Source organism: Nocardia sp. NPDC020380 (genome assembly GCF_044386975.1).
Classification (GTDB): Bacteria; Actinomycetota; Actinomycetes; order Mycobacteriales; family Mycobacteriaceae; genus Nocardia.
This window is the reverse complement of record NZ_JBIRVQ010000005.1, coordinates 283,289-306,822: the sequence shown is the minus strand read 5'-3', so window position 1 is coordinate 306,822 and position 23,534 is coordinate 283,289. Positions and strand designations below refer to the sequence as shown.

Annotated in this window: 29 protein-coding genes and 1 riboswitch; of the genes, 18 read left to right on the top strand and 11 right to left on the bottom strand. The window is 67.1% G+C overall.

Features of this window, described 5'->3' with window-relative positions:
• Positions 1–17 precede the first annotated feature (17 nt).
• A complete protein-coding gene (locus ACH438_RS15390; RefSeq protein ID WP_397005446.1) occupies positions 18–812 on the top strand; it encodes a hypothetical protein in 795 nt (264 codons plus the stop codon).
• 374 nt (positions 813–1,186) lie between these two features.
• On the top strand, positions 1,187–1,741 hold the full coding sequence (locus ACH438_RS15385; protein ID WP_397005444.1) for a hypothetical protein: 555 nt from the start codon (positions 1,187–1,189) through the stop codon (positions 1,739–1,741).
• A gap of 209 nt (positions 1,742–1,950) precedes the next feature.
• On the opposite strand, the gene ACH438_RS15380 is transcribed toward ACH438_RS15385, so the two are convergent.
• The 4 genes from ACH438_RS15380 to ACH438_RS15365 form a co-directional block, all read right to left on the bottom strand.
• The gene (locus ACH438_RS15380) at positions 1,951–2,400 is read right to left on the bottom strand and encodes a hypothetical protein (RefSeq protein WP_397005442.1); all 450 of its coding nucleotides are present in this window, start codon (positions 2,398–2,400) and stop codon (positions 1,951–1,953) included.
• A 103-nt stretch (positions 2,401–2,503) separates the two neighbouring features.
• A complete protein-coding gene (locus tag ACH438_RS15375) occupies positions 2,504–2,947 on the bottom strand; it encodes a hypothetical protein (protein ID WP_397005440.1) in 444 nt (147 codons plus the stop codon).
• 12 nt (positions 2,948–2,959) lie between these two features.
• Positions 2,960–3,760, bottom strand: coding sequence for a multiprotein-bridging factor 1 family protein (locus tag ACH438_RS15370; RefSeq protein WP_397005438.1), 801 nt, complete (start codon positions 3,758–3,760; stop codon positions 2,960–2,962).
• 9 nt (positions 3,761–3,769) lie between these two features.
• On the bottom strand, positions 3,770–4,195 hold the full coding sequence (locus ACH438_RS15365) for an NUDIX domain-containing protein (RefSeq protein ID WP_397005436.1): 426 nt from the start codon (positions 4,193–4,195) through the stop codon (positions 3,770–3,772).
• A 99-nt stretch (positions 4,196–4,294) separates the two neighbouring features.
• Between ACH438_RS15365 and ACH438_RS15360 the strand changes: the two genes are divergently transcribed.
• The 10 genes from ACH438_RS15360 to ACH438_RS15315 all read left to right on the top strand — a co-directional run bounded on the left by ACH438_RS15360 (position 4,295) and on the right by ACH438_RS15315 (position 13,094).
• Positions 4,295–5,038 carry a TauD/TfdA family dioxygenase gene (locus ACH438_RS15360; protein ID WP_397005434.1) on the top strand — a complete coding sequence of 248 codons (744 nt, stop codon included), beginning with the start codon at positions 4,295–4,297 and terminating at the stop codon, positions 5,036–5,038.
• Positions 5,035–5,298 (top strand): hypothetical protein, encoded by a 264-nt coding sequence (locus ACH438_RS15355; protein WP_397005432.1) that lies wholly within the window; start codon positions 5,035–5,037, stop codon positions 5,296–5,298. The genes ACH438_RS15360 and ACH438_RS15355 overlap by 4 nt, the downstream gene beginning before the upstream one ends.
• A 940-nt stretch (positions 5,299–6,238) precedes the next feature.
• Positions 6,239–7,378: an ABC transporter substrate-binding protein gene (locus ACH438_RS15350; RefSeq protein ID WP_397005430.1), complete on the top strand. Its 1,140-nt coding sequence runs from the start codon at positions 6,239–6,241 to the stop codon at positions 7,376–7,378.
• Positions 7,372–8,439 carry an ABC transporter permease gene (locus ACH438_RS15345; protein ID WP_397005428.1) on the top strand — a complete coding sequence of 356 codons (1,068 nt, stop codon included), beginning with the start codon at positions 7,372–7,374 and terminating at the stop codon, positions 8,437–8,439. Before ACH438_RS15350 ends, ACH438_RS15345 begins: the two co-directional genes overlap by 7 nt.
• Positions 8,433–9,275: an ABC transporter ATP-binding protein gene (locus ACH438_RS15340; protein WP_397005426.1), complete on the top strand. Its 843-nt coding sequence runs from the start codon at positions 8,433–8,435 to the stop codon at positions 9,273–9,275. Before ACH438_RS15345 ends, ACH438_RS15340 begins: the two co-directional genes overlap by 7 nt.
• Positions 9,272–10,705 carry a PLP-dependent cysteine synthase family protein gene (locus ACH438_RS15335; protein WP_397005424.1) on the top strand — a complete coding sequence of 478 codons (1,434 nt, stop codon included), beginning with the start codon at positions 9,272–9,274 and terminating at the stop codon, positions 10,703–10,705. Before ACH438_RS15340 ends, ACH438_RS15335 begins: the two co-directional genes overlap by 4 nt.
• Positions 10,702–11,133, top strand: a complete 432-nt coding sequence (locus tag ACH438_RS15330; protein WP_397005422.1) for a YcnI family protein — start codon at positions 10,702–10,704, stop codon at positions 11,131–11,133. Before ACH438_RS15335 ends, ACH438_RS15330 begins: the two co-directional genes overlap by 4 nt.
• Before the next feature lie 21 nt (positions 11,134–11,154).
• Positions 11,155–11,391, top strand: coding sequence for a hypothetical protein (locus ACH438_RS15325; RefSeq protein WP_397005420.1), 237 nt, complete (start codon positions 11,155–11,157; stop codon positions 11,389–11,391).
• Between the two features lie 59 nt (positions 11,392–11,450).
• Positions 11,451–12,344 carry a copper resistance protein CopC gene (locus tag ACH438_RS15320; RefSeq protein ID WP_397005418.1) on the top strand — a complete coding sequence of 298 codons (894 nt, stop codon included), beginning with the start codon at positions 11,451–11,453 and terminating at the stop codon, positions 12,342–12,344.
• 48 nt (positions 12,345–12,392) lie between these two features.
• Positions 12,393–13,094, top strand: coding sequence for a CopD family protein (locus ACH438_RS15315; protein WP_397005416.1), 702 nt, complete (start codon positions 12,393–12,395; stop codon positions 13,092–13,094).
• A 251-nt stretch (positions 13,095–13,345) separates the two neighbouring features.
• Here ACH438_RS15315 and ACH438_RS15310 read toward each other — a convergent pair whose 3' ends face one another.
• Positions 13,346–14,410: a diacylglycerol kinase gene (locus tag ACH438_RS15310; protein ID WP_397005414.1), complete on the bottom strand. Its 1,065-nt coding sequence runs from the start codon at positions 14,408–14,410 to the stop codon at positions 13,346–13,348.
• Positions 14,411–14,435: 25 nt separating this feature from the next.
• Positions 14,436–15,224 carry an SDR family oxidoreductase gene (locus tag ACH438_RS15305; RefSeq protein ID WP_397005412.1) on the bottom strand — a complete coding sequence of 263 codons (789 nt, stop codon included), beginning with the start codon at positions 15,222–15,224 and terminating at the stop codon, positions 14,436–14,438.
• A 131-nt stretch (positions 15,225–15,355) separates the two neighbouring features.
• Between ACH438_RS15305 and ACH438_RS15300 the strand changes: the two genes are divergently transcribed.
• The gene (locus tag ACH438_RS15300; RefSeq protein ID WP_397005410.1) at positions 15,356–15,988 is read left to right on the top strand and encodes a TetR family transcriptional regulator; all 633 of its coding nucleotides are present in this window, start codon (positions 15,356–15,358) and stop codon (positions 15,986–15,988) included.
• An 85-nt stretch (positions 15,989–16,073) separates the two neighbouring features.
• On the opposite strand, the gene ACH438_RS15295 is transcribed toward ACH438_RS15300, so the two are convergent.
• On the bottom strand, positions 16,074–16,754 hold the full coding sequence (locus ACH438_RS15295; protein WP_397005408.1) for a hypothetical protein: 681 nt from the start codon (positions 16,752–16,754) through the stop codon (positions 16,074–16,076).
• Positions 16,755–16,878: 124 nt separating this feature from the next.
• Between ACH438_RS15295 and ACH438_RS15290 the strand changes: the two genes are divergently transcribed.
• On the top strand, positions 16,879–17,373 hold the full coding sequence (locus ACH438_RS15290) for a DUF2752 domain-containing protein (RefSeq protein ID WP_397005406.1): 495 nt from the start codon (positions 16,879–16,881) through the stop codon (positions 17,371–17,373).
• Between the two features lie 53 nt (positions 17,374–17,426).
• On the top strand, positions 17,427–17,615 hold the full coding sequence (locus ACH438_RS15285; protein ID WP_397005404.1) for a hypothetical protein: 189 nt from the start codon (positions 17,427–17,429) through the stop codon (positions 17,613–17,615).
• A gap of 82 nt (positions 17,616–17,697) precedes the next feature.
• On the opposite strand, the gene ACH438_RS15280 is transcribed toward ACH438_RS15285, so the two are convergent.
• The gene (locus ACH438_RS15280) at positions 17,698–19,011 is read right to left on the bottom strand and encodes an aminotransferase class V-fold PLP-dependent enzyme (protein ID WP_397005402.1); all 1,314 of its coding nucleotides are present in this window, start codon (positions 19,009–19,011) and stop codon (positions 17,698–17,700) included.
• A 52-nt stretch (positions 19,012–19,063) separates the two neighbouring features.
• Positions 19,064–19,177: riboswitch (SAM riboswitch) on the bottom strand.
• A 213-nt stretch (positions 19,178–19,390) separates the two neighbouring features.
• Here ACH438_RS15280 and ACH438_RS15275 point away from each other — a divergent pair.
• Complete coding sequence (locus tag ACH438_RS15275; RefSeq protein ID WP_397005400.1) at positions 19,391–20,044, top strand: heme oxygenase (biliverdin-producing); 654 nt, start codon at positions 19,391–19,393, stop codon at positions 20,042–20,044.
• A gap of 240 nt (positions 20,045–20,284) precedes the next feature.
• Positions 20,285–20,962, top strand: coding sequence for a LysE family translocator (locus tag ACH438_RS15270; RefSeq protein WP_397005398.1), 678 nt, complete (start codon positions 20,285–20,287; stop codon positions 20,960–20,962).
• 42 nt (positions 20,963–21,004) lie between these two features.
• On the opposite strand, the gene ACH438_RS15265 is transcribed toward ACH438_RS15270, so the two are convergent.
• The 3 genes from ACH438_RS15265 to ACH438_RS15255 all read right to left on the bottom strand — a co-directional run bounded on the left by ACH438_RS15265 (position 21,005) and on the right by ACH438_RS15255 (position 22,443).
• On the bottom strand, positions 21,005–21,469 hold the full coding sequence (locus ACH438_RS15265) for a flavin reductase family protein (protein WP_397006017.1): 465 nt from the start codon (positions 21,467–21,469) through the stop codon (positions 21,005–21,007).
• Between the two features lie 139 nt (positions 21,470–21,608).
• A complete protein-coding gene (locus tag ACH438_RS15260; protein WP_397005396.1) occupies positions 21,609–22,082 on the bottom strand; it encodes a YbaK/EbsC family protein in 474 nt (157 codons plus the stop codon).
• Between the two features lie 40 nt (positions 22,083–22,122).
• Positions 22,123–22,443, bottom strand: a complete 321-nt coding sequence (locus ACH438_RS15255; RefSeq protein ID WP_397005394.1) for a 2-oxo-4-hydroxy-4-carboxy-5-ureidoimidazoline decarboxylase — start codon at positions 22,441–22,443, stop codon at positions 22,123–22,125.
• 213 nt (positions 22,444–22,656) lie between these two features.
• Here ACH438_RS15255 and ACH438_RS15250 point away from each other — a divergent pair, with 213 nt between their 5' ends.
• Complete coding sequence (locus ACH438_RS15250; protein WP_397005392.1) at positions 22,657–23,478, top strand: crotonase/enoyl-CoA hydratase family protein; 822 nt, start codon at positions 22,657–22,659, stop codon at positions 23,476–23,478.
• The last annotated feature ends 56 nt before the right edge of the window (positions 23,479–23,534 follow it).

Below are 23,534 nucleotides of genomic sequence, written 5' to 3'. Positions count from 1 at the left end.
CCGCAGGGACATTCACCATGACTCGCCCCATCTCTACCGCTGCCGACCAGACTGTACGCGAAGAACGCCGCCAACTGGTCGCCGCCGTCAACCGGGCGCTACCGGATCGCGGCGACCGCTTCGAGTTGATCGCCCGGGTAACCGGCAAACACGTCTCCGCGGACGAGTACCCCACCGCCGACGAATTGCGGCAGGTACTCGACACAATCCCGGCGTACCTCGCCCAGCAGTGCGCTGGACGCGATGGCGAAGCGGCCCGCCGCGCGGACGAGGAACGCACCCAGGCGGCCCGCTCGTTGGCAGCCCTCGAGGACGCTATTCGCGCGGGCACGCATGTGTCGACCGCCGAACTGGCCGCCGCTCAGGCGGAAGCCGACGCAGAGGCCAAACGCGCCGAGTTGGCCGCCGAAGGTACGAAGGCGCGAGCCAAGGCAGCGCGCGAGCTAAGCAAGCGCCAGGAAGCAGCGAAATCCGCGGTACGCAAGGACCTTCCGGTACAGCCGCTCGCCGAGATCGCCGCAGTGGTTGACGCCGCCAAAGCGGAAATCGGACGGGTGGACGCCTTGCGCGCCGCGCACCGCGACCACATCGAAGCCATCAAGGCCGTTCTCCGCGAGGGCGGAGTGGTCGAACGCTCGTGGTACGACACCGCACGCGAGGGAATCGACGACTCGACCCACGGTCACGACCGACTATCGGCGGTCACAGTCGACGACATCACCTACAGCCTGGACAGCATTACGAACGCGCTCGTGGAGATCGGCCGCTACGCCTTGCAGGTGTCCGGCACCGGCATGACTGCCAAGCACTAGCCGGGGTGAATCGCCCTGCGCCCCACCTTCTCTAGCAGAAGGTGGGGCGTCCCTCCGGGGCGATTTCTGACCGCCGATAAGCGAATGTTATCGGAGGTCAGACACGCCCTTAGGGATCGTGCAACGGTCCGAGATATCCACTGACCGTTGATCTTCGAGCTTGGCCGATGGCCGTTTCGAACAGCGCGGTATGCGGCAATAGGGATTTTCACACTCGGCTGTCACTGTCATCCTTGCGCGGCTTGGGCAGCTCGGCGGTGAACGGCCGATTCGATGACCGATTTGTCTGGTTTATATGGATCCTGATACCTGATACAGATGGCCTTGTGAAAATGAGAAAGATCGTCGCCACAGCTGCGCTCACCATCGGCGCCATGGCTATCACGGGGGGCACATCGTATGCGGCGCCGGAATCGAACGCACAGGATGTGAAGGCTGTTTCGCAGCTGTCCGGAGACCAGGGCGGCATCCACTACGACGTGGTTCGCTCCGATACGGACCAGACCGTCACCACCACCCTGACCGGGGGCACGTTCCAGCTCACCGACGCCGCGGTGAACATCCTCGACGGATACGGCATCGTCACTTCCACGATGCCGCTCTCGGTGACCATCGACGGCACCGATCAGGTGCTCTCGTTGAACCCCAGCATCGCTGACGACGGCGCCGCACTGGTCGCACACCCGAGCGCCACCGCCGTCGCGGCGGGCACCGCCCAAACCGGCAGCGCCAACGCGGCGGCCGGCGCGCTCATCGGGGGCATCCTCGGTCTCGTGGTCACCGTCATCAGCCTCGGTTTCGGGTTCATGGCGATACCCGCCGGGATCCTGGGCGGTGCGATGATCGGCGGCCTCAGCGGCTCCGGCGCGCCGAGCAGCACCCGGCCGTGCTACGTCATCCCGAACACCAACCTGGCGAACTGCTACTGACCGCTGAGAGCCGTAAACCCCACCTCGCCATCGCTTTCGAGCCGGTGCCAGCTTCCGCTGGCACCGGCTCGAGCCGCTTTTCATACCCTGATCTGTGACGATCCGAGAGACCGCCGGTCGTATCCCGTTGCCGTGAGCAGAAATTCACGTCCCGGAAGCCTCAGAAATCGGGCATTCATCGAGAGACATTCCAGGGCAACACTTCCTGTTTACCGTTCCGTTTCACGAATGCAGTCGTAGGCGAATTCGTTGGTGAGGTGCACGTGGGACGGCAGGCTGAGGTTCAGCTGTTCGACCGCCGCGCGGACACTGGCGTCGAGCTCCCACTGCAGATCTACGACATGACCCGCCCACACGTCCCACAGGCAGCTGACGGTGTCGTCGATGATCAATCGAAGCGTCGAACCAATCTCCGGATCTCCGGGATCATCCACCCATCCGAGCTGTGCGTCGTAAGTTCCCCGAAGAATGAGACGCCAGCGATTCAGCTCCCCATCAGAGAAGAACCCGTCGTTCAACTGAACGATAGCGATACCGACTGTCACAGAGGGCATTTCCGGTGATGAGGAGCAGCAATCCAAACTGATCACCATCCAATCGTCGCTGTGGATCACGTCCTGGACAACCTGGTCGCCTGCCGACCTGGGCTTCGCGCTCATCGGCATTTCAGTGCGTTTGCTGGGCGGGGCCAGGTAGGTCAGCTGTGCCGCCTCGCGGGTGGCTAGGTCGGATTCGTTCCTGGTCGGGAGAACACAGTTCCGCCTATCGTGTCGAGAGCGTAGATCGAGTGCGCTGAAGAGCGGACTTGGCTTCGTCTGCGAGGTCGCGCATTCCTGCCTTCGCGGTTGCTCGGACTGCTCGCTGAATCTGATGTGGCAACCGGTGGCGTTCCGCGGACTCGATCGCGTCGGCGAAAGCATCTGCGGCACCTTCGATGTCCTGGTTCGCTGCGAGAACTTCGCCGGTGGTAACCCGTTCGATGATGTACCACTGCGGAGCGGCTGGGCGGCCTGCCTGGCGATAGACGATCTGGCAGGCTTCCTCAACTCGTCCGGTGCCCATGAGGCCGCGTAGTTCGATCTCCCTCAGTGTGAATGGCTGGAACAGCATGCCGCTGCCTGTGTTCTGGTCGAGCAGGTCTCGGTAGGCGTGTAAGGCGATATCGAATCGTTCAGCATCTCCGAGTTCGCCTGTCGCTCGGCACATGAAGGCGAGAGATCAGCCCTTGTCGGCCGGGTCGTTCGACAGCTGTAGGGAGTGGTCGAGTCGTGCGACCGCCGCGCCGGGATGCCCGGCCTTGCGCAGTTCGTTGCCGTGCATTCGGAGTGTATGAGCGTAGAAGTATGAATCATCAAGATGGGCAGCGATCTTCACTGCTTGGCCCGTCCAGCGAGCGGCGGAGGACAGCCGCTCCTCTGGCAGTACGGTGCCGAGCGAAACTCCCAGCGCTACACGCGCCTGTGCGAGCAGAACCAGGCTGTCGCGTTCCATGTGCCCTTCGGATGCTCGTGCCTCCAACCGGGCCACCAGGGGCCACAGTTCGTTGACGGCTTCCACCGCGCGCCCGGCCTGTCTGGCTATCTCCGCGAGACGTACTGTGCTGTCACCGAACTGGAGCATCGCCCGGTACTCAGCGTCATCGGCGTCTGTCACACCGAGGACATGTGCAGGGAGAGCGAGACGGGCGGCGATGTGCCTGCGGGTGCCTACGTCACTGATCACCCGCCGCCCGGTTTCGAGCATCGACACGTACGAGTTGTCGTAGCCGAGCAGTTTGGCCAGCGCCACCTGACTGGTGCCGTTGATGCGCCGATAGGCACGCAGGATCGTAGGCAGGTCTCTGGTCGCGATGGCCGTCGCGGCTTCGGGGCTGGCCCACAGCCAGACTGCGGATACCAACGGGGCGGCTCGGACGACGGAGCGGCTCGTGCCACTGTCAGTGGAGCAGGTTGGGCACACAGGGCTTTCCGCGTAACGGCTGATCGCCACCCCGCACGCCTGACACCTGCTGTCGGCCACTGCCGTCTCCTAGACGCTTTCTGCTGCCCTCAACTGCGCGAACCACGTCATGATCGATCGCTTGTACCCATCCGGCATGTTCAGTCCGGCGATCTCGTCCTCGCGGAACAGCCCAACTTCCTTGTGCTCGTGGGAAAGCACCGGTTCAGCGTCCGTGTCCGGATAGCAGCCGTAGGTCACGATGAAGACGTTCTTCTCGGCTTCGTTGATGTAGTACATCCAGGTGTCGAGAATCGGGCCGGTGGTCACGGGCCACTGGGTCTCTTCCGTGATTTCCCGTGCGACGCATTCCTCTGGCGTTTCGTCCGGCTCGATTCGGCCGCCAGGCAGCTCCCACTCTTCGCGCTCGTTCTTCAGCAGCAGCACCTGTCCATCACGAACGACTACGCCCTTGATCGAGATCGAGTACATCTGCGGCACGTATCCGGAGGTCATGTTCGCGACGCTAGCACCGCGCCGGCCGGGTAGCCGTCTGGTTAGCGTTGACAGTTTGTCACTGGACACAGCAAACGTGCCGAGCGCACGGTTTGAGCCATGTTCGTTGACTTACAGCAGGATTGGGCGGCAGGGGTGGCGGCTGGGCTCGCTGCTGACGGGCTCGCCAGATTCGACAGAATTCGTACACGGGCGCAATTGGTCACGCTGGGGGCGTCCCTGGGGCGGATCGTTCCGCACCGTGACAGCGACAGCGATGGGATAACCACGTTGGAGCATCGGGCAGGACTTGGGCAGCGGCTCGGGTTCGAGGGGTTCGGTAGGGGTGCGCTTTCGCCGCACACCGACCGATCCGGAGTTCTGGACCCACCCGCGCTACTGCTGGTCGTGTGCGGTCGCAAGAGCGCGACCGGCGGTGAATGCATCGCCATCGACGGCAGCGATGTGTACCGCGATCTCGCTCAAAACGAGCCGGAGGCAGTACGGGTGCTCTCTCAACCTCGCACCGTCTTGTTCGGTGGTGCGGCGGGCCACCTTGGCTCGATCTTCGAACGCGGTCAGGGCGGCCGGATACGGGTCCGCTACCGGCGTGACAGTCTGGCGAAGTACTCGCCTGAAATCTCCAGGTGGCTACCGGCGCTCGATGCGGCTATAGACCGCCATGCTTGCCAGTTCAATTTGGAACCGGGGCATGGGTACGTGCTGCACAACCACAGATGGTTGCACGGCCGCGCAGGCTTCACTGGCGAACGAGTGATGTACCGGCTGAGTCTGAACCCGCATCCCGAGTTCGCCATCCCGTCCGGCTTCTTGGCTCCCGATCCCTTGGACGTGGCGTCATGAACGTGGACTACGCGACCATTCGGGTACTGATCCGATTCGAGAACGGTTCCGACGAGCCGAACGACTATCCGTACTACGACCACTGCGGATTCGACCCTGGACCACTCACTGTCGAACAGGCCCACCGAATCTCGCAGATCCACTTGCACAACGAATCAGTGCAGTGCAGGCAGAAGGACGCCGCACTCCGGGTGCTCGAATCCGCGGGGCATCTGCACCGTGCCGCAGGGGCGGGGGTGAGGCGGTGCAGTACCTGGTGAAAGTCCACTGCTGCGGTGCTCATTGGATCGCCCACGTACCGGCGGTCGACTGCTGGACCCTGATCAGAGACAAGCGCCAGATCCGGTCGACCGTCTGCCTGATGGTCGCGGACCTCACAAGTACGACAACCGACGCGTTTGGACTGGATTTGACGGAGGGTCGGCCAGTCGCGGATGTCGAAGAGTTCAGCGTGGGAGTGGGCGACGCGGTGCGCTGGACTCCGGGCGAGGGCGGCCGAGCCACGTCGACGGTTGGGCGCACGGTCGAGGCGAGGGGGTGGTGCTAGACGAGCTAGCCCTTTCGGATACCAGGAGGCCCCCGGTCCTTGCTCGGGTACGGGGGCCTCTCGCTGTGCCGAACAATCCGGAACAGCCAGGTCAGCATGGCAATCCGCTGTGCCGACAGTGTGCCAAGACGGGCACAGACAGGCTGAACGGATCGGTACCGGATGGACACGAAAGGGTCTCTGACCTGGACCCGCCAACCCTCATTGGACGCCGGATAACGTTTTCCGGCTCACTCGTAATGAAAAGGTCGCGAGTTCGATTCTCGCAGGCGGCTCCGAAGAATCAGGTGGAGAGCGATTGTCGCTCTCCACCTGTTGTCGTTTCCGGGGTGAATTCCGCTGTGTACCCGGACCTCTGCTGTGTGCCCAGCAAAATCCCTTCCGTATGGCAGCAAATTCACGCGGGGTGGGGGCGGTCTTGTGGATCGAATTATGTTGGCGGACTGCGCTATTGATCTTCATTGGCGGTTCGGATCGTCGAGGGTGACCGGGCTACCGCTTGCCGGGGACTTGTGTTCGCGGTGACTCGAAATCTGTTCGTGCAAGAACGGTTTTGCGAATCTGGCGAGGCTGCCCTGGCGATCGGCCGGGGAGGGAGGCGCTCCGGCTCCGAATAACGGTGTGGGTGCGCCGCGATGAGGAGGACCCTGGCCATGGCAAGCGACAACGAACAGGACCGACCGCACGACGATGCGGAGGAGCAGGCGGCGGCCGCCGCCGCATCCGCGCAGGACGGTGGCGTCGTCGACGATGAAGAGGACCTGGAGGTGCCCGGGGAGCTCGAGGTTCCGGGGTTGTCGCGGCGGAAGCTGTTCGCGGGGGCGGGGATTACGGCGGCCGTTGTGGCCGGTGGCGGGTTGGCGGCGTGGTTGACGACGCGGCGGACGCCGGGATCGGGGCCGGTCGATCGGGCTTTGAAGATCGGATATGGGGGTGGGGTGTGTGAGGCGCCGCTGTTCGCGGCCCTGCACGCGGGGATTTTCGAGAAGCACGGATTGAAGGTGGAGGCCGTCAAGACGGGCGGCGATCAGATCAAGGATGCGGTGGGGGCCGGGAAGCTGGATGCGGCGCCCGGGATCTTCTTCTCCTGGCTGAAGCCGATCGAGCAGGGGATCGACGCCAAGTTGGCGGCGGGGCTGCACGAGGGCTGCCTGCGGCTCATCGTGCCGCCGGACAGCCCGATCAAGACCATCGGGGAGCTGCGGAACAAGACGATCGGGGTGGGCGCCATCGGGGATTCGTCCATGTCGTTCTTCTCGCTGGATCTGCTCGACGCGGGGATCAACCCGAGCGAGGACGTGGAATGGCGGGTGTATCCGGGCGACCAGTTGGGGGATGCGCTGGTGCGCGGCGATATTCAGGCCGTCGCCGGCAACGACCCGGACGCACTGGTGCCGACCCTGCGCGGGAAGGCGCGCGAGCTCACCAACAATCAGACGGGCGCGAACCGGGAACTGTTCTGCTGCGCGACCGCCATCAACGGCCGCCTGCTGCGCGAGGATCCGGATATCGCGCGGGCGCTCGTGACCGCGTGGGCGGAGGGCAGCCGGTGGGTGGGCGCCAATGTGCCGCAGACCGCGGGCATCGAAGTCGACAACAAGTATGTGGCGGCGGACCGCAATATCATCGAGGCCACGTTGAAGACGTACGGGTACAACCCGTACGTCGTGAAGTTCAAGCCCGAGATCACGCCGGGCATCGAGAAGTTCGCGAAAACCGGATACCTGGAGAAGAAGACCGACCCGACCGCCCTCGCCGACAAGGTGTTCGCCGATCTGGGACTGACATGGTGACGACCGCACCGGGCCAGTCGCAGGTCGGACACGAGGTTGCGGGGACGCCGGGTGAAACCGCCGCTGCGGCGGCCGGTTCCGCGAGCTCGCGCATCTCGGATGTTGCGGCACGGCGGTATCCACCGACTTTGGGGTTCGCGGTGGCCTTCGCGCTGTGGGCGCTTGCCGCCGCTTCGACCTTGGCGGTGCCGGATCGGCTGACGGAGGCGCCGGCGTCGGTAGCGGGAATCCCGTTCGGGGTAGTGGCTTTCGCGGTGTTCGCGTGGGCGGTGGCCGCGTACCGGAACCGGCAGGCGGCGGTGCGGTTGCGGTATTGGACGCCGTGGATCGGTGTGGTGGCGGCGTGGGTGCTGGTGTGGGAGTTCGCCACCGCCAAGACCGGGTGGCTGGAGCCGCCGCATTTCGCGTCGCCGCAGCAGTTGTTGCAGGTGTACATCGATGACGGCGGATTGCTGGCGTCGTGTACCTGGCATTCACTGGTGTTGCTGGTGGTGGGGTTCGTGATCGGCGCGCTCGGCGGGCTGGTGACCGGGATCGCGGCGGGGTGGTCGAAAACCGTTGCGTACTGGTGGCATCCGTTGATGCTGGCGTTGGGGCCGGCGCCGCCGGCGACGATTCTGCCGGTGGTGTTCATTCTGTTCCCGAGCACCTATGCGGGCAGTGTGTTCATGGTGGCGCTGGGGGTGTGGTTCCCGGTGTCGTTCCTGACGCGGGTCGGGGTGTCGGGAGTGGCGCGCGGGTATTTCGATGTGGCGCAGACGCTCGGGGCGTCGAACCGGTTCCTGATCTGGCGGGTGGCCGTGCCGGGCGCGCTGCCGAGCATCTTCACCGGGTTGTTCATGGGGTTGTGTGCGTCGCTGACCGCGCTGGCGGTGGCGGAATTGCTGGCGGTGAAGAACGGGCTGGGCTGGTACATCCAGTGGACCAAGGGGTGGGCGGCGTATCCGCGCATGTACGCGGCGATCGTGATCATGATCGTACTGTGCGCCGGGGCGATCACGGTGCTGCTGTCGATCCGGAATCGGGTGCTCGCCTGGCAGAAGGATCTGGTGCGATGGTGAACGACGGAATCGCGGTCGACATCGACGGGGTGTCACATCAATTCGCGGTCGCCGGGGCGCGGTCGCGGAGTCTGCTGGACCGGGTGCTCGGCCGGTCCGCGCCCGAGCCGACGCGGGCGCAGGAACTGGGGCGGCTGCGGGTGCTCACCGATGTGTCGCTGCGCATCGAACCGGGGCAGTTCGTGGCCTTGCTCGGGCTGTCCGGGTGCGGGAAGTCGACACTACTGCGGCTGCTGGCCGGACTCGATCGGCCCTCGCGCGGCACCGTGAGCGCGGACGGGGTGCGGATCGAGGGACCGGATCCGCACCGCGCGTTGATGTTCCAGGATCCGACGCTGTTCCCGTGGCGGACCGTCGAGCAGAATGTGGCGCTCGGTCCGCAGGCGCGCGGCACCCTCGCCGCAGACCGGGAACGCGTCGCCGAAGCGCTGGAACTGGTTGGGCTCCACGGGTTCCGGGACTCTTATCCGGCGCAGCTGTCCGGTGGTATGGCGCAGCGGGCGGCGCTGGCGCGGGCGCTGGTGAACCGGCCGCGGCTGTTCCTGCTCGACGAACCGCTCGGCAAACTGGATGCGCTCACCCGCGCCACCCTGCAGGGCGAGATCGCCCGGCTGTGGGAACGCGACCGCTTCACCGCGGTACTGGTGACACATGACGTCGACGAGGCGTTGCGCCTGGCCGATCGGGTCGTGGTGTTCACGCCGCGGCCCGGAAAAGTGGTGCGGGACCTGGCAATCGACCTGCCGCGCCCGCGCGATCACGATCACCCCGATTACCTTCGACTGCGCCGGGAGCTGTTCGCAGCACTCGGCGAGACAGGCAGGGCCGCCGCATGACCACCGTCTCCCACACCACCGCCGGAGTGTTCGACTCGTTCGCCGACGCCATCGGCAATACGCCGCTGGTACGGCTCAACCGGGTGATCGACGACATTCGCGCCACCGTGTACGTGAAGCTCGAATACCTGAATCCCGGTGGGAGCGTGAAGGATCGCGCCGCACGCGCCATGCTGCTGGCCGCCGAGGAAGCGGGGGAACTGCGGCCCGGCGGGACCGTGGTCGAGGCCAGTTCCGGCAATACCGGGCTGGGGCTCGCCGCCCTGGCCGCGGCGCGCGGGTATCGGACCATCGTGGTGGTGCCGGACAAGGTGAGCGCGGAGAAGAAGGCGCTGCTGCGGGCGCACGGGGCGGAAGTCGTGGTGACGCCGGGACTGCGGCCCGTCGACCACCCGGAGCATTTGCGGTCGGTCGCTCTGCGGCTGGTCGAGGAGATTCCGGGGGCCTGGTTCGCCGGGCAGTACGACAATCCCGCCAACCCGGCCGCGCATCGCGCCACCACCGGACCCGAGATCTGGGCACAGACCGGCGGGCGGATCACGCATTTCGTGGCCGGGATCGGGACGGGCGGAACCATCACCGGCACCGGCGAATTCCTGAAGGAAGCCTCCGGCGGGGCGGTGCGGGTGATCGGCGCCGACCCGGAGACCTCGGTGTACGGCGGTGGTGACGGGCGGGTCTGGTACGTGGAAGCGGTCGGGCACATCCTGCATCCCGAGACCGCGGAGGATGTGTGGCCGGAGTCGTATCACGTGGATGTGGTGGACGGGATCCAGCGGATACCCGATGCCGAAGCCATCGGGGTACTGCATCGGGTGGCGCGAGAAGAGGGGCTGCTGCTCGGCGGATCATCGGGTACCGCGATCGCGGCCGCGCTGCGGACTGCGCGGGAGTTGGGGCCCGAGGATGTGGTGGTGGTCGTCGCACCGGATTCGGGGCGGGCTTATCTGTCGAAGTACTACAGCGATGAATGGCTGGGGACGCTCGGGTTTCCGCTGACCGGGGCCGCGGAGGGCGTGACTGTCGGGGAGGCGCTGGGACTGCCGCAGGAGGTGCCCGCGCAGAGGACGGCGGTATCGTCCGGTGCCACCGTCTCGGAGGCCAAGGGCCTGCTCGGGGCGGGCGGGGCGCTGCCGGTGGTGTTGCAGCGCAGTACTTCCGGGCCGACCGTCGTGGCCGAGGTGCTCGGATCGGTCACTGCGGCGGGGCTCGCGGAGGTGGCCGAGGACGAACTGGTCGGGGACCATCTCGACGCGGCGCTCCCCGTCGTCGGTACTACCGCGCCGCTGGCGTGGGCCGTCGAAAAGCTGGCCGGGCATGCGGGGCGGGTGGTGATCGCGCACGAAGGGCGGATCATCGCCGTGCCGGACGCGGCGCGGATCAACGAACTGTCTGTGGAAAACACTGGTGTAAAGGAAGATTCGCGGTGAAATACGGTTCTTGGGTTGCTGTCGTGGCTGCGGGTGCGCTGTCCATGACGGGAGCGGGCGTGGCGTCGGCGCACGTGACGGTCAGTGCGCCCGACGCGGCCGCCGGCGGATACGCGGAAGTGGCGTTCCGGGTGCCGGACGAATCCGCCACCGCGGGCACCGTGAAGCTGGAAGTGACACTGCCGCAGGATCATCCGCTCACCGAGGTGCGCACACTGCCGACGCCGGGCTGGCAGGCGGAACTGAAGCGGACGGCGCTCGCCGCGCCCCTGAAGGATGACGACGGGCATCAAGTGACGGATTACGTGTCCTCCGTCATCTTCACCGCGCAGAACGGCACGCAGATCGGGCCCGGGAAGTTCGGAGAATTCAAGCTACTGGTCGGACCGCTGCCGAGCGTGAGCGATGTGGCCTTTCCGGCCATTTAGACATACAGCGATGGGACCACGGTGTCCTGGATCGAGCGATCCACCGACGGCACCGAACCCGAGAAGCCGGCGCCCGTCCTGCACCTGACCGCCGCACACGGTGACGGGCACGGACAACCGGCCGCGGCACCGGAGCAGCAAGGGCAGCAAAAGGATTCGTCCGCCACCGAGTGGCTCGCCGGTATCGCGCTGGCACTGTCGATCGTCACCCTCGGAGTGGTCGTGGCGCCGCGACTACGCCGCACCCGCGGCGAGTGACAACCGGAACACTTGCGCGCAACCCTCGCTGGACACCTCGAAAAGCGTTACGTACGAGCATGATTCGCGTAGTGCTGGTGTCCGGCCTGGCGTTGCTCGCCCTCTGGTGCGGGTCGGCGACCGCCTCCGCGCACGCCGTCCTGGTGAGCAGCGATCCCGCATACGGATCGACCATCACACACGAACCCGACCGCGTATCCCTCACCTTCGACGAACCGGTGACCGCCGCGCAGGATGCGGTCACCATCAGCGACGCCGATGGTCAGCGCGTCGACACCGGCGGCACGACCACCGCCGACGGCGGCCGCACAGTGCAACGCCACCTGCGCGCCGGCCTCCCCGACGGCACCTACCTCCTCGGCTGGTCCCTCCTGTCCGCCGACGGCCACCTGGTCTCCGGCTCGATCGTCTTCGGCATAGGCGTCCCACCCGATCTCTGCGTTTCCGTCGCCCACCCCGACCCACTGGTCGCGGCCCTCGACACGATCGTCCGCCTGCTCACCGGCCTCGGTTACGCGGGTCTCGCCTTGGCGGTGGGCATTCCCGTTGCGGCCCGCCTGATCTGGCCGGCGGGCTTCCGCACCCGTGCCGTACCCCAATTGATCCGAATCGGTGCGGCTACCAACGCCTTGACCGCCGTCTCGATCTTCGCGGCCACCCCGGGACGGCTCGCGGGCTCGGCCGGATGGGGTCAGCCGCAAGTCTGGGCCCAGGCCGCCACTACCGTCCTGGGAGCCGCCGCCCTCCTTCGCGCCGCCGCCGCAGCCGTGCTGGCCTTCGCGGCCCGGAAAGCCGCTGCCGCCGTCGGAGAATCGACGGCTCCGGGGCGCGTATCGCGCAGCCGCCTCGCACAAGGACCTGCCGCGGACGCCCAGAGGCCGCCGGGTGGATCGGATATCGCCTACCGGGCCGACGGGATTCCGGGCTTCTGGCGCTCGAAGAAACCCCGATGAGCAGGGAGTGGCAATTGAACGCGCGTATCGAGTGTAGTTGCGGGGCTGGTGATTATCGGCACGACGGCGGTGTCAGGCCACGCGGTCGCCGGAGACTATCGCTGGGCCGCAGTGATTTCCACGGTGCTGCATCTCGTCGCTATGGCGGTGTGGGTGGGCGGTGTCGCCGCGGTGCTGCTGGTGTGGCGGACTCCGGCGCGGGGCGAGGTGGTGTGGCGGTTCGGGCCGGTGGCCGCGACCGTGGTGGCGGTTGTCGTGGTGACGGGCGTGTTCCAGGCGTGGCGGGCGGTGGATCCGGTTGCGTCGCTGTGGAGTACGTCGTGGGGGTTGTTGCTGCTGGCCAAGGTGGCGTTGGTAGGACTGGCCGTTGCTGCATCGCTGGTGGTCCGGCGTGGTGCGGGCGGATCGCGAGAGGCTGCCGTCGGGCGGGCGAATGGTTCGGCGGGGGCGCGCGAGGCGGCTCGCCGGGACGGCTCGGCTCGGTGGGATCGTGGTTGGGCGGTGCGGGTGGAGTTCGGGGTGCGGGTGGGGGTGTTGGTGGTGAGTGCGGTGTTGACGGGGGTGGCGCCGGCTCGGGAGACCTATGATCCGGCCGTTGTCGTGGAGGCGGGGGTGGGGCCGTTGCGGGCGGAGGTGGCGGTGGATGGGGCGCATGTGGGGGCGGCAGGAATTTACTGTGCGGCTGCGGGATTCGGGGGGAGAGGCGGTGGGGGCGCAGGACGTGACGGGGAAGTTGGTGCCTGCGGATGAGCGGGTGGGGGCGGTGGATGTGGTGTTCCGGCGGGTGGAGCCGATGGAGATCGGGCCGGATTATTTTGTGTCGCAGCGGGTTCCGGTGCCCTTCCCGGGACGGTGGCAGTTGCGGCTCACGGTGGTGGCCGACCGTGTGAATGCTTATGCGGCGACGGTCCCTATCGGGTTTGGTGACAGCCGCCCGGTGGAGGTGCGGAGGTCGATGACGCAGCGGAGCCGGTGGGGGCTCCGCTGCGATCGGGGTGACCTCAGGAGACGAGGCCGCGGCCCGTGGTCAACGGGAGGTCGGTGGCCGTCAAGAGGCCGGGGCGGGCCTCGACTACGGCGGGGATGGCGCTGACCAGGCGGGCCGCGGTGCCTACGATGCCTGCTTCGGCGTGGTCGCCGTTGCTGTAGAGCTGGAGGTCGAGGAGGTAGTCGGGTTCACCCTTGATTTCCACTCGGTAGCAGCCTTTTCCGGCGGGCTGCGGCCAGTCGGGGGCCAGGGCGGGGTGCAGGCGGGTGACGTGTTCGAGGGTGAGGATCTCGCGGCCGGCGCGGACGCCGTGCACCTGGAAGCGGAGCGCCGCTGCCGTGCCTTCCTCGATGACGCGGCCGCCGATCTTCAGCGGTTCGGTGGCGGGGAGGCGTTCGAAATGCTGGGTGACCGTGTCCAATTCGATGTCGAGGGCGGCGGCCAGCTGGCGGATCACACTGCCCCAGGCGAGGGTCAGGACATTCGGTTGCAGCAGGAGTGGCAGCTCGTCGAGGGCGCTGCCGAAACCCATGATGTCGAAGAGGACCTTCGGGTTGTCGTAGGTGGAGTAGTCCATCAGCTCCGAGCAGATGATGGCGTCGATGCGTTCCGAACCGCTGGACAGCAGCAGCGGCAGCCAGTCGTTGGCCCAGCCGGGGTCGATGCCGTTCACCCACAGCGAGGCGTCGCCTTCGGTAGCGGCGTCGATGATCGGGGTGATGGCCTCGTCGGGCAGAGTGCCGTACGGGAACTGCAGGAAGACAGGGCTGCTGGACACCACATTGATGCCGGCGCGCAGGAAGGTCTTCAGATCCTCCACCGCCTCCATGAGCCGGTCGTCGGCCATGGCGGTGTGCACGATGCAGTCGGGTTTCAGGGCGATGAGGGCCTGGGCGTCGGTGGTCGCGGTGACGCCGACGGTACGGTCGAGGCCGGCCAGTTCGCCGGCGTCCTTACCGTCCTTCGCGGGTCCGGACACCCAGACGCCGGCCAGTTCGAGCTCGGGCCGGGCGATGATGGAACGCAGGGTGCGGCGACCGACATTGCCGGTGCTCCACTGCACTACGCGATATGTCATGCGAATTCTCCTGTGTGCGTGCGGATCACAGATCCGGCAGGCCGAGTTCCAGGTTGGGGGACTCGATTCCGCCGTCCACCTCGAGCACCTTGCCGGTGATGTATCCGCCCGCGCGGGAACTCAGGTACACGATGGCGGCGGCGATCTCCCACGGTTCCCCGAGCCGCTGCAGCGGGGTGGCGGCCTCCATCTTGGCCTTGATCTCCGGTTGCTGCGCAACGACTTCCAGCGCCGAGGTGAGCACCGAGCCGACGGCGATGGCGTTCACCCGGATGCGCGGGGACAGGTCGGTGGCGGCCAGTCGGGTCCAGTGCGCGAGCGCGGCCTTGGCGGTGCCGTAGGCGAGGAAGCCGCGGCCCGCGGAACGGCCCATCATGGAGGAGATATTGACGACCGAACCGCCGTCGTTCTTCAGCATGTGCGGCACGGCGGCCTGGGTGAGGGCGTGCGCGGTGGCCACATTGAAGCGGAAGGCGTCCTCGAGGAAGTCGGCCGAGGTGGTCATGAAGGTGTTCGGCATGGTGCCGCCGACATTGTTGACGACGATGTCGAGGCGGCCCAGTTCCGCGGCGGTGGCGTCGGCCAGGCCCGCGACCGTGGACAGGTCGGACAGGTCGGCGGGGATGGTGATCGCCTTGCGGCCCAGGGCGCGGATCTTGCCGGCCACTTCGTCGAGCTGGGTCGCGGTGCGGGCGGAGAGGGCGACATCCGCGCCGGCTTCGGCGAGGGCGAGGGCGGTAGCGGCGCCGATGCCGCGGCCCGCGCCGGTCACGACGGCTACGCGGCCGTCCAGTCGGAAGGTGTCCAGGATCATTCGGGGGAGCCCTTCTATGGGTGACGACAGTCACAAGCAGCATTAAGCACATATTCTTAATCGTCAAGGACTAGTTCTTTATCCACTGGTTGGACGCTATGGTGCACACACCAGGCAGGACGGAGGACCGAGTGGCAGTGAACGACGCACGCGAGCGGATCATCCTCGCGGCGGAACAACTGATCGCCGAGCGCGGGCCCGCCGTACCGCTCCGCGATATCGCCGCCGCGGCGGGACAGCGGAACAACTCGGCCATCCAATACCACTTCGGATCCCGCGACGGGCTCATCGAAGCCGTGGTGGAGCACCGGCTCGCCACCCTCGAGGTGCGGCGGCTGGAACTGCTCGCCGAACAAGCCGGGGCGGGAAGTGCGCCCGGCGTGCACGGGCTGGTGGAAGCGCTGGTCATCCCCATGTTCGAACTTGCGGAACGGCACGGGATCCATCATTACGCACGGTTTTTCGAGCAGATCCATACGCACCCGGCGGTCACCGACGCGGCCAATCTCGATGGTGAACGACGCACTTCGGTGCGGGTCATCATGCAGCAGCTCGACCGGGAATTGAACCACCTGCCGAAACGCTTGCGGATGCGGCGATTACGCGCGCTGCCGACCGTGCTCTTCGCGCTTCTCGCCGATCATGAGCGGGCTGTGGAAGCCGAGCGTGTTCCGGCGGGGGACGTCAATGCCTGGGGAGAGGTCGTCGACATGCTCGCGGGCGTTCTCACCGCGCCCGTGGCCGAACGTGCACCGCTGCGCTGAAATCTGGCCCGCGGGCAGTAAATGAACGCAAACGGCCCGGCCGGAACATCCGGCCGGGCCGTGAAAGATCAAACGCTGAAATGGATTACCGCTGGTAGTCCTGCGGCGGATAGTCCGGCCGCGGCTGGAATCCCTGCCCAGGTGCGTACCCTTGCTGCTGCTGACCCGGCTGCGCGGGCCGGCGCGGCTGGCCCGGATGCGGTGCGGGCTGACTGTAGTTCGGCTGCGGCGCATACCCGTTCGGCGAGCCCTGCTGGGAGTAACTCGGCGGCGCCGGCTGCTGGTAGCCCTGCTGCGCGGGCCGGCCGTAAGCCGGTTGGGCCGCTGGGTAACTCTGCTGCCCCAGTTGCCCATAGGCAGGCTGCGATTGTGGATAACCCTGCTGCCCGGGCTGCGCGGCGCCCGGTTGGGTGTACACGGGCTGGGCCTGTTGATTACCCGGCTGGCCCTGCTGCGGGAATCCCTGCGGCGCCGGATAACCCGATCCCGGCTGGGCCGGATAGCCCGGGTTGGCCTGCCAGGCCGGCTGCCCCTGACCGGGCTGCGGCTGGCCCGGAAGTGGAGCGATGAGAGGTGGTTCGGCGTCCTGGCGTTTACGGACGGCGAACCACACACCGCCACCCAGCACTATCACGACCACCAGGCCGATCAGGCCGAACAGGTGGCCGATGACGCGCACCCCGACCCTGATGAAAATAATGAGGAGGATGGCGCCGACAGCGGCGAACGCACCCCCGATTCTGCCGCGGCCATTCTTCTGGCTCATATGGACTTGCCCCCGAATCGAAAACTGTTGCCGGGGGAGCATACCCACCGCGCGGACGGCTCGCAGCGGTAGCGGGACGTGGGTGACCTGGCAGGTTCGGTGCCGCGCGGCTACCGTTGTGCTCGTGGACACCGCTGCCGACGCCGATTGCGGCGAACATTCCGTGGGCGAGACCTCCAGCCACCGGGCGCACCCCGCCGCCTCGAACAGGCCGCGCTGGGTGAGCGCCGGATTGCCGCTGCTCGCGGGCGGTGTGGTGGCGGGCGGGCTGGCGCTCTTGCATTTCCGGGATCCGCATCAGGCCGGGTCGTACGGAGTGTGCCCGTTCTATGAGCTGACCGGATATTGGTGCCCGGGGTGCGGTGGATTGCGTGGATTGCACGATCTCACCGATGGGCGGGTGCTCGACGCCATTCACAGCAATATCCTGTTGCTGCCGCTGATGCTGGGATTCCTGGCGTGGTGGGGAACCTGGGTGTTGCAGGGCTGGCGGGGGCAGCGAATTCCGGGGCTGCCGAGGATATTGCCCAGATCGGCGCTGTGGATAACCGTCGCATTCCTGGTCGCTTTCACCGTATTGCGTAATTCGCCGTGGGGTACCTGGCTCGCGCCGGTCTGACCTTGCGGCGTGCCGGTTCGAGTGATCGATAACGGCAGGGGCATGCTCTCGGTATGAGCCAATCACTGAAGGAACGCGTGCGCGCCAAATTGATGCGCCAGCTGACAGAAGACGGGCCGCTGGATCTGGACCAGGACGATGTCCGGCAGCTGTCGGTCCAGGATGACCTCGTGCTGCTGAGCGCCGTCGAGGACGACGACCCCCTCGTCGAAGAACTAGCGGCCCGCTACCTGGTGCCCTGACCCAACTCTCGGGGGCTCGCGGCTCCACCCCTCTGCGCCGGGGCTTCCGCCCCCGAACCCCCAAGAGCTGTCTCAGAGTTGGTCAGAAGCCGCAGGGCGCTGCGCCCTCGGTGCCCTTGCCGAACGGGCGGGTCTCGGGCTCCGGGTTCCAATGCCCTTCGGTGCGTGTGTAATTCCAGGCCGGGCCCTTTTCGACGAGGGTCGAGACGGCGTCGATGAGCCGGTCCACATCGGCCGCGGTGGTACCGAGGCCGATGCTGGCGCGCAGGGCGCCGTCCATGCCGAGGCGGGCGAGCAGCGGGTGCGCGCAGAAGCGGCCGTCGCGGACGCCGATACCGTGCTCGGCGGACAGGTAGGCCGCGACCTGGCCGGGCTCGAAACCGTCGACGGTGAAGGCCACGATGCCGACCGCGTCGGTGCTGTCCCGCCAGATTCGCAGGAAGTTCACGCCCGGAACGGTTTTCAGGCCGTAGCGGAGGCGGTGGGTGAGGTACTGCTCGTGTTCGAGGACCGTCGTCTCGTCGAGCGCGGCCAGTGCGTCGCAGGCCGCGGCCAGGGCGGCCACACCGAGCACATTCGGGGAACCGGCCTCGTGCCGCTGCGGGGCCGGAGCCCACTCGACACCGTCGGTGGTCACCGAGCGCACCGCGCCGCCACCCGCCAGGTACGGGTCGGCCTGGTCCAGCCAGTCTCGGCGGCCCACCAGCACGCCCGCACCGAACGGCGCGTACGCCTTGTGGCCGGAGAAGGCCAGGTAGTCGATGCCGGTGGTCCGCAGGTCGATGCGGCGGTGCGGGGCCAGCTGCGCGGCATCCACCAGGATGCGGGTGCCGCACTGGTGCGCGATCCACGCCAGCCGCTCCAGCGGCAGCAGTTCCCCGGTCACGTTGGAGGCGCCGGTAACCGCAAGCAGCGCAGCGGGTTTCGAGCACAGTTCCGCGACCAGGCGCTGAATGGTCTCCTCGATGGTGTCCGCGATCGGCACCACGCGGCGGCCGCGCTGCGTCCAGGGCAGGAAGTTGGCGTGATGTTCCACGTCCAGCACCACCGTGTCACCGGGCACGCAGGCCGCGAGCAGGTTGAGCGAATCGGTGGTGTTGCGGGTGAAGACGACCACCTGGTCGTCGGCCGCGTTCAGGAAGCGGGCGACGGTGGTGCGCGAGTTCTCGTAGCAGTCGGTGGAGACGCGGGAGGCGTAGCCGGCGCCGCGGTGCACGCTCGCGTAGAAGGGCAGCAGTTCCGCGACCCGGTCGGTGACCTGCTGCAAAGCGGGGGCGCTGGCCGCGTAGTCGAAGTTGGCGTAGGTGGTGGTGCCGCCCTGTACGAGGGGCACCTGCAGCTCACAACCCGAGACGGTGGCCAGCGGGGCACAGGTCTGGTCGGCGAAAGCAGTCATCACGAAATCCCATCGGATCCATGGACGCGCGATCAGAAAACGAATGATCGAGAGTCCGCGCTTGCCGCGCCCGGTCGGGCGACAGCCGGGTCGTCACCCGGAGCACCCCACCGCGGAGGAGGGTTGCCGACCAGCAAGCCGGGGCTGAACGCTGGTACTCATGACCTGATTGGAGAGGTTTGCAGATGGGCGGGCGGCTTGTCAACCCCGGCCCGCGCTGTGACGGATGCCATAGGAGCGGCCGCAAAATCATCCGAAAGTTGGATCGGGTGGGCCCCGAAGTTCGAATCGCGCGATCGTTGCTGGCGCGTACGGTTGGTGGAGAAGTTAGGGTAGCCAAAGGAGAGCGCCCGGGGAGTTGAAACGAGGTTGCTCGACCATGTTGGACACCACCACGCCCTTCTCGACGCTCATTCGCACCGCGACCGAGCAGCAGCACAACGAGGCCGAACACTCCACCTTCATGCGTGACATGCTCGGCGGACAGCTCGGGGTCGAGGCGTTCTACCGCTACACCGCGCAACTCTGGTTCGTGTACGCCGCCCTCGAAAAGCATTCCGCCGCATTGGCTTCCGACCCGGTCGCCGGGCCGTTCGTGCGCCCCGAACTGGAGCGCCTGCAGTCCCTCGAAACCGATCTCGCGCACCTCGGCGGCGAGAACTGGCGCGACGGACTCACCGCGCTGCCGTCCACCGCCGCCTACGCCGCCCGCATCGACGAATGCGCGCAGACCTGGCCCGCCGGGTACGTGGTGCACCACTACACCCGCTACCTGGGCGATCTCTCGGGTGGTCAGGTCATCCGCGGGACTGCCGAAAAGCTGTGGGGCCTGCCCAAGAAGGGCGACGGCGTGCGGTTCTACGTCTTCGACGAGATCTCGAATCCGGCCGCGTTCAAGCGGGAGTACCGCGAGAGCCTGGACCGGCTGCCGGTGGCGGGCCCCGAGGTCGAGCGGGTGCTAGACGAGGCGCGGCACGCATTCACGTTGAACACGGACCTGTTCCGTGCGCTGGGCGCGGAATTCGCCGCGTAACAACGAGATTCACGAAGGTCGCCGGTCTGTCGGAGGGATCGGCGACCTTCGCCGGATCGGCCGCGGAGACCGGCGCGTGGAAGCGGATCTTCGCGGCTGAGAGACCGCCGGTCGTGCGCGCTGTCACGGCCGGCGGTCTCGCGCTCTGCGGCGGGGATGCGGTCTCCGGTCCGGTGTTCGGGGTGCGCGAGGTTTTGCCTGCTCTTGCGCTCGCGGGCCGGGATGGGTTGCTATGGATCGGTGAGTATCGCGCTGCTGTTGAGTTTCCTGGGGCTGTGCATTCTGCTGGCCCTCACGCCGGGGCCGGATACGTTTCTGGTGCTGCGGTTCTCGATGGCCGGTTCACGACAGGGCGTGGCCGCGGCGATCGGATCGGCCTTCGGCGGGCTGGTGTGGGCGGTTGTCGTCGCGGCGGGAGTGGCGGCGCTGCTGGAGCAGTCGGCCACCGCCTATCGCACGCTGAAGGTGGTCGGCGGAATCTACCTGCTGTACCTGGGGGTTCGGGCGCTGCTCGCGCATCGGCGGGAGCAGGGGCGGGCCGCCGCCGAGCTCGATGAGGTCGGGGCGGAGCTGGAAGCGGCTGGGGCGCAGCGGGAAACCGCCGGGGCGGCGCGGGGCGCGTCGTCGCTGCGCTCGGCGTTCGCTGCGGGGTTGCTATCTTGCATCTTCAATCCCAAGGTGGGGTTGTTCTATCTGGCGGTGCTGCCGCAGTTCCTGACGCATGTGACCTTCGGGGGCACGCTCACGCTGGGCGCCATCGAATCCACCATCGCCGCAATCGAAATGGTGGCGGTGGCCGTGGCGGCCTCGCGGGCGGTGGCCATGTTGAAGCGGCCCAAGGTGCGGGCGCGGCTGGAACAGGCGAGTGCGGCGATCCTGGCCGCACTGGGGATCGGGACGGCTGCCTCGGCGGTCTGAGCCGGACTCCTGCACGGGCCGAATCGAACTCCGCGGTGTGAGTCAGTCGGCGATCTCGGCGCGGTGATAGGCGCCGTTGTAGTAGACCAGCGGGCCGGCGGCGGGGCCGTCGGTGGTGTTGTCGTGGACCCGGGTGACCAGGCCGATGACCAAGGTGTGGTCGCCGATCGGGAGGAGCTGGTGGACGGTGGCGCGCACCCAGATCGGGGTGCCGTGCAGGATCGGCTCACCGGATTCGATGGTGGTCCAGAGTGACCGGTCGGTGAAACGATCCTCGGCCGTGCGGCTGAAACGCTGCGCCAGATGCTTCTGATGCTCGCCGAGGAAATGCACCACCACGGATTCGGCCTGCAGCAGGGATTCGATGCTGGAGGACGTCTCGGCGATATTGAACGAGATGAGCGGGGGCTGGGCGGAGAGGGAGGCGAACGAGGTCGCGGTGAAACCGATCGGGCCGCTCTTCGAATTCAGGGTGACGATGGTGACGCCCGCCGGGTAATGCCGCATGGCAGCCCGATACTGCTGCGCGGTGATGCCGCTCAGATCATCGGGTACATGTAGCTCGGACCCGGGCGCCGGAGAATCGCTCACGCCACGAACCTACGTGCTCGGCTGCCCGGATATTCCAGCCTGTCCCATGTGTTGCCTAGTCCACATCGATGGCCAGGCCCGCCGTGATCCGCACCAGCTCGCCGAAAGTCGTGCGGAACAGTGTGTTCGGATGCCCGCCCGCCGCCCACAACTCCGTATGCCGGGACAGGGCGTTGTCCACGAACGTCGGCAGATTGGTCGGATGGCCGAGCGGGGCCACCCCGCCGATCGGCTGACCCGTCACCGCCAGCACCATAGCCGCCGGCGCGCGGGTCAGCGTGCCCTCCAGTCGCTGCCCGGTGCGGGACAGATGCACCTGGTGCGCGCCGGAGACCAGCAGCAGTACCGGATCGTCGTCGAGCAGGAAGACCAGCGATTTGGTGATCGCGCCGAGTTGCACGCCGAGGGCATCGGCCGCTTCCCGTGCGGTATGGGTGGGACTGTCCTGGGTGATGATCACCCCGTGATGGCCGCGCGCGATCAAGGTGTCGGAGACCTTCGACGCGACCGGTGGCAGGGACCTGCGCATGGCACCAAGGGTAGATCGATTGCGGTGGATGTGCGGGGGATCAGTATTCGGGGTAGCCGTCTTCCGGGCCCAGCATGGTCTCCAGCCTGGTCTGGGTGATGCGGGTCAGCTCCCCCAAGGTGTGCGCCGAAACGGGTTCGTGCACACAGGAATCGAATACTCGCTCCAGATCGACTGCAGACAGGGCGTCCAGTTCGGCTTCGCCCGCCTTGAACAGCGCCTCATGACTCGGGTAGGGCCGGCCGTCCGCGATCTTCGCCGCCCACGTCACATTGCAGCAGCATTCGAACAAGGCATGCACGGCGCGGCTACGGGTCAGGGAATTGAAGCGCTCCAGTCCGATTCCGTGATGCATCATCATCTCGGTCCTCCACACCCGCACGTGAGCTCTGGCGATGAAGAGAATGGTCCGTCCACGGGGGCACGGGAACCAGTGGGCCGCAGCAGAATTAGCACAGGATTTACACCGCGCCGGCTAACTCGGCGAACCGGTTGGTACTACTCGGCCCGCGCCAACAGGCGCGGGCCGAGTGGCGGGGGTGGAAGGTCCCGGTTATCCCGTTACGCTGGACCGATGACCGATTGGAAGGCTTTCGACGTCGAGAGCAAGGACCACGTCGCACAGGTGACGCTCACCGGCCCCGGCAAGGGCAATGCCATGGGCCCGGACTTCTGGCGCGAGCTGCCGCTCATCTTCGGCGAACTCGACGCCGACCCCGAGGTGCGGGCCATCGTCCTCACCGGAGCGGGCAAGCACTTCTCCTACGGCCTCGACCTGCCCGCCATGAGCCCGCTGTTCGGCCCGCTGCTGGCCGACAAGGCGCTCGCCGGGCCGCGCACCGATTTCCTGCGGCACGTGCGCACCATGCAGGACTCGGTCACCGCGGTCGCGAACTCGCACAAGCCCGTCCTCGCCGCCATCTCCGGCTGGTGCATCGGCGGCGGACTCGACCTCATCGCGGCCGCCGATATCCGGCTGGCCAGCGCGGACGCCAAGTTCTCGCTGCGCGAGGCCAAGGTCGCCATCGTCGCGGACATCGGCTCGCTGCACCGGCTGCCGGGCATCATCGGCGAAGGCCACCTGCGCGAACTCGCCTACACCGGCAAGGACATCGACGCCGCCCGCGCCGAGAAGATCGGGCTGATCAACGACGTCTACGCCGACCAGGAGGCCGTGCTGGACGCCGCGCACGCGCTGGCCCGCGAGATCGCGGAGAACCCGCCGCTGGTGGTGCAGGGCATCAAGGACGTGCTCGACCAGCCCAAGGCGGGCAAGGTCGCGGACGGGCTGCGGTATGTCTCCGCCTGGAATGCGGCCTTCCTGCCGTCCGAGGATCTCACCGAGGCCATTCAGGCGGTCTTCGAGAAGCGGCCGCCGCGCTTCCAAGGGAAGTAGCAGCTCGGAGTCGGTCGCTCGCCCAGCGTAAAAGGACCACGGACCTCCGCTTATCG

What these genes read in the sequence shown, in the direction of transcription:
- ACH438_RS15360 (WP_397005434.1), top strand. Translation starts at nt 4,295, where the DNA reads ATGTTCGTTGACTTACAGCAGGATTGGGCGGCAGGGGTGGCGGCTGGG.
- ACH438_RS15310 (WP_397005414.1), bottom strand. Translation starts at nt 14,410, where the DNA reads ATGACATATCGCGTAGTGCAGTGGAGCACCGGCAATGTCGGTCGCCGC.
- ACH438_RS15345 (WP_397005428.1), top strand. Translation starts at nt 7,372, where the DNA reads ATGGTGACGACCGCACCGGGCCAGTCGCAGGTCGGACACGAGGTTGCG.
- ACH438_RS15380 (WP_397005442.1), bottom strand. Translation starts at nt 2,400, where the DNA reads ATGAGCGCGAAGCCCAGGTCGGCAGGCGACCAGGTTGTCCAGGACGTG.
- ACH438_RS15305 (WP_397005412.1), bottom strand. Translation starts at nt 15,224, where the DNA reads ATGATCCTGGACACCTTCCGACTGGACGGCCGCGTAGCCGTCGTGACC.
- ACH438_RS15285 (WP_397005404.1), top strand. Translation starts at nt 17,427, where the DNA reads ATGAGCCAATCACTGAAGGAACGCGTGCGCGCCAAATTGATGCGCCAG.
- ACH438_RS15340 (WP_397005426.1), top strand. Translation starts at nt 8,433, where the DNA reads ATGGTGAACGACGGAATCGCGGTCGACATCGACGGGGTGTCACATCAA.
- ACH438_RS15390 (WP_397005446.1), top strand. Translation starts at nt 18, where the DNA reads ATGACTCGCCCCATCTCTACCGCTGCCGACCAGACTGTACGCGAAGAA.
- ACH438_RS15265 (WP_397006017.1), bottom strand. Translation starts at nt 21,469, where the DNA reads ATGCGGCATTACCCGGCGGGCGTCACCATCGTCACCCTGAATTCGAAG.
- ACH438_RS15350 (WP_397005430.1), top strand. Translation starts at nt 6,239, where the DNA reads ATGGCAAGCGACAACGAACAGGACCGACCGCACGACGATGCGGAGGAG.
- ACH438_RS15250 (WP_397005392.1), top strand. Translation starts at nt 22,657, where the DNA reads ATGACCGATTGGAAGGCTTTCGACGTCGAGAGCAAGGACCACGTCGCA.
- ACH438_RS15260 (WP_397005396.1), bottom strand. Translation starts at nt 22,082, where the DNA reads ATGCGCAGGTCCCTGCCACCGGTCGCGTCGAAGGTCTCCGACACCTTG.
- ACH438_RS15280 (WP_397005402.1), bottom strand. Translation starts at nt 19,011, where the DNA reads ATGACTGCTTTCGCCGACCAGACCTGTGCCCCGCTGGCCACCGTCTCG.
- ACH438_RS15295 (WP_397005408.1), bottom strand. Translation starts at nt 16,754, where the DNA reads ATGAGCCAGAAGAATGGCCGCGGCAGAATCGGGGGTGCGTTCGCCGCT.
- ACH438_RS15255 (WP_397005394.1), bottom strand. Translation starts at nt 22,443, where the DNA reads ATGATGATGCATCACGGAATCGGACTGGAGCGCTTCAATTCCCTGACC.
- ACH438_RS15320 (WP_397005418.1), top strand. Translation starts at nt 11,451, where the DNA reads ATGATTCGCGTAGTGCTGGTGTCCGGCCTGGCGTTGCTCGCCCTCTGG.
- ACH438_RS15375 (WP_397005440.1), bottom strand. Translation starts at nt 2,947, where the DNA reads ATGTGCCGAGCGACAGGCGAACTCGGAGATGCTGAACGATTCGATATC.
- ACH438_RS15365 (WP_397005436.1), bottom strand. Translation starts at nt 4,195, where the DNA reads ATGACCTCCGGATACGTGCCGCAGATGTACTCGATCTCGATCAAGGGC.
- ACH438_RS15355 (WP_397005432.1), top strand. Translation starts at nt 5,035, where the DNA reads ATGAACGTGGACTACGCGACCATTCGGGTACTGATCCGATTCGAGAAC.
- ACH438_RS15385 (WP_397005444.1), top strand. Translation starts at nt 1,187, where the DNA reads ATGGCTATCACGGGGGGCACATCGTATGCGGCGCCGGAATCGAACGCA.
- ACH438_RS15275 (WP_397005400.1), top strand. Translation starts at nt 19,391, where the DNA reads ATGTTGGACACCACCACGCCCTTCTCGACGCTCATTCGCACCGCGACC.
- ACH438_RS15335 (WP_397005424.1), top strand. Translation starts at nt 9,272, where the DNA reads ATGACCACCGTCTCCCACACCACCGCCGGAGTGTTCGACTCGTTCGCC.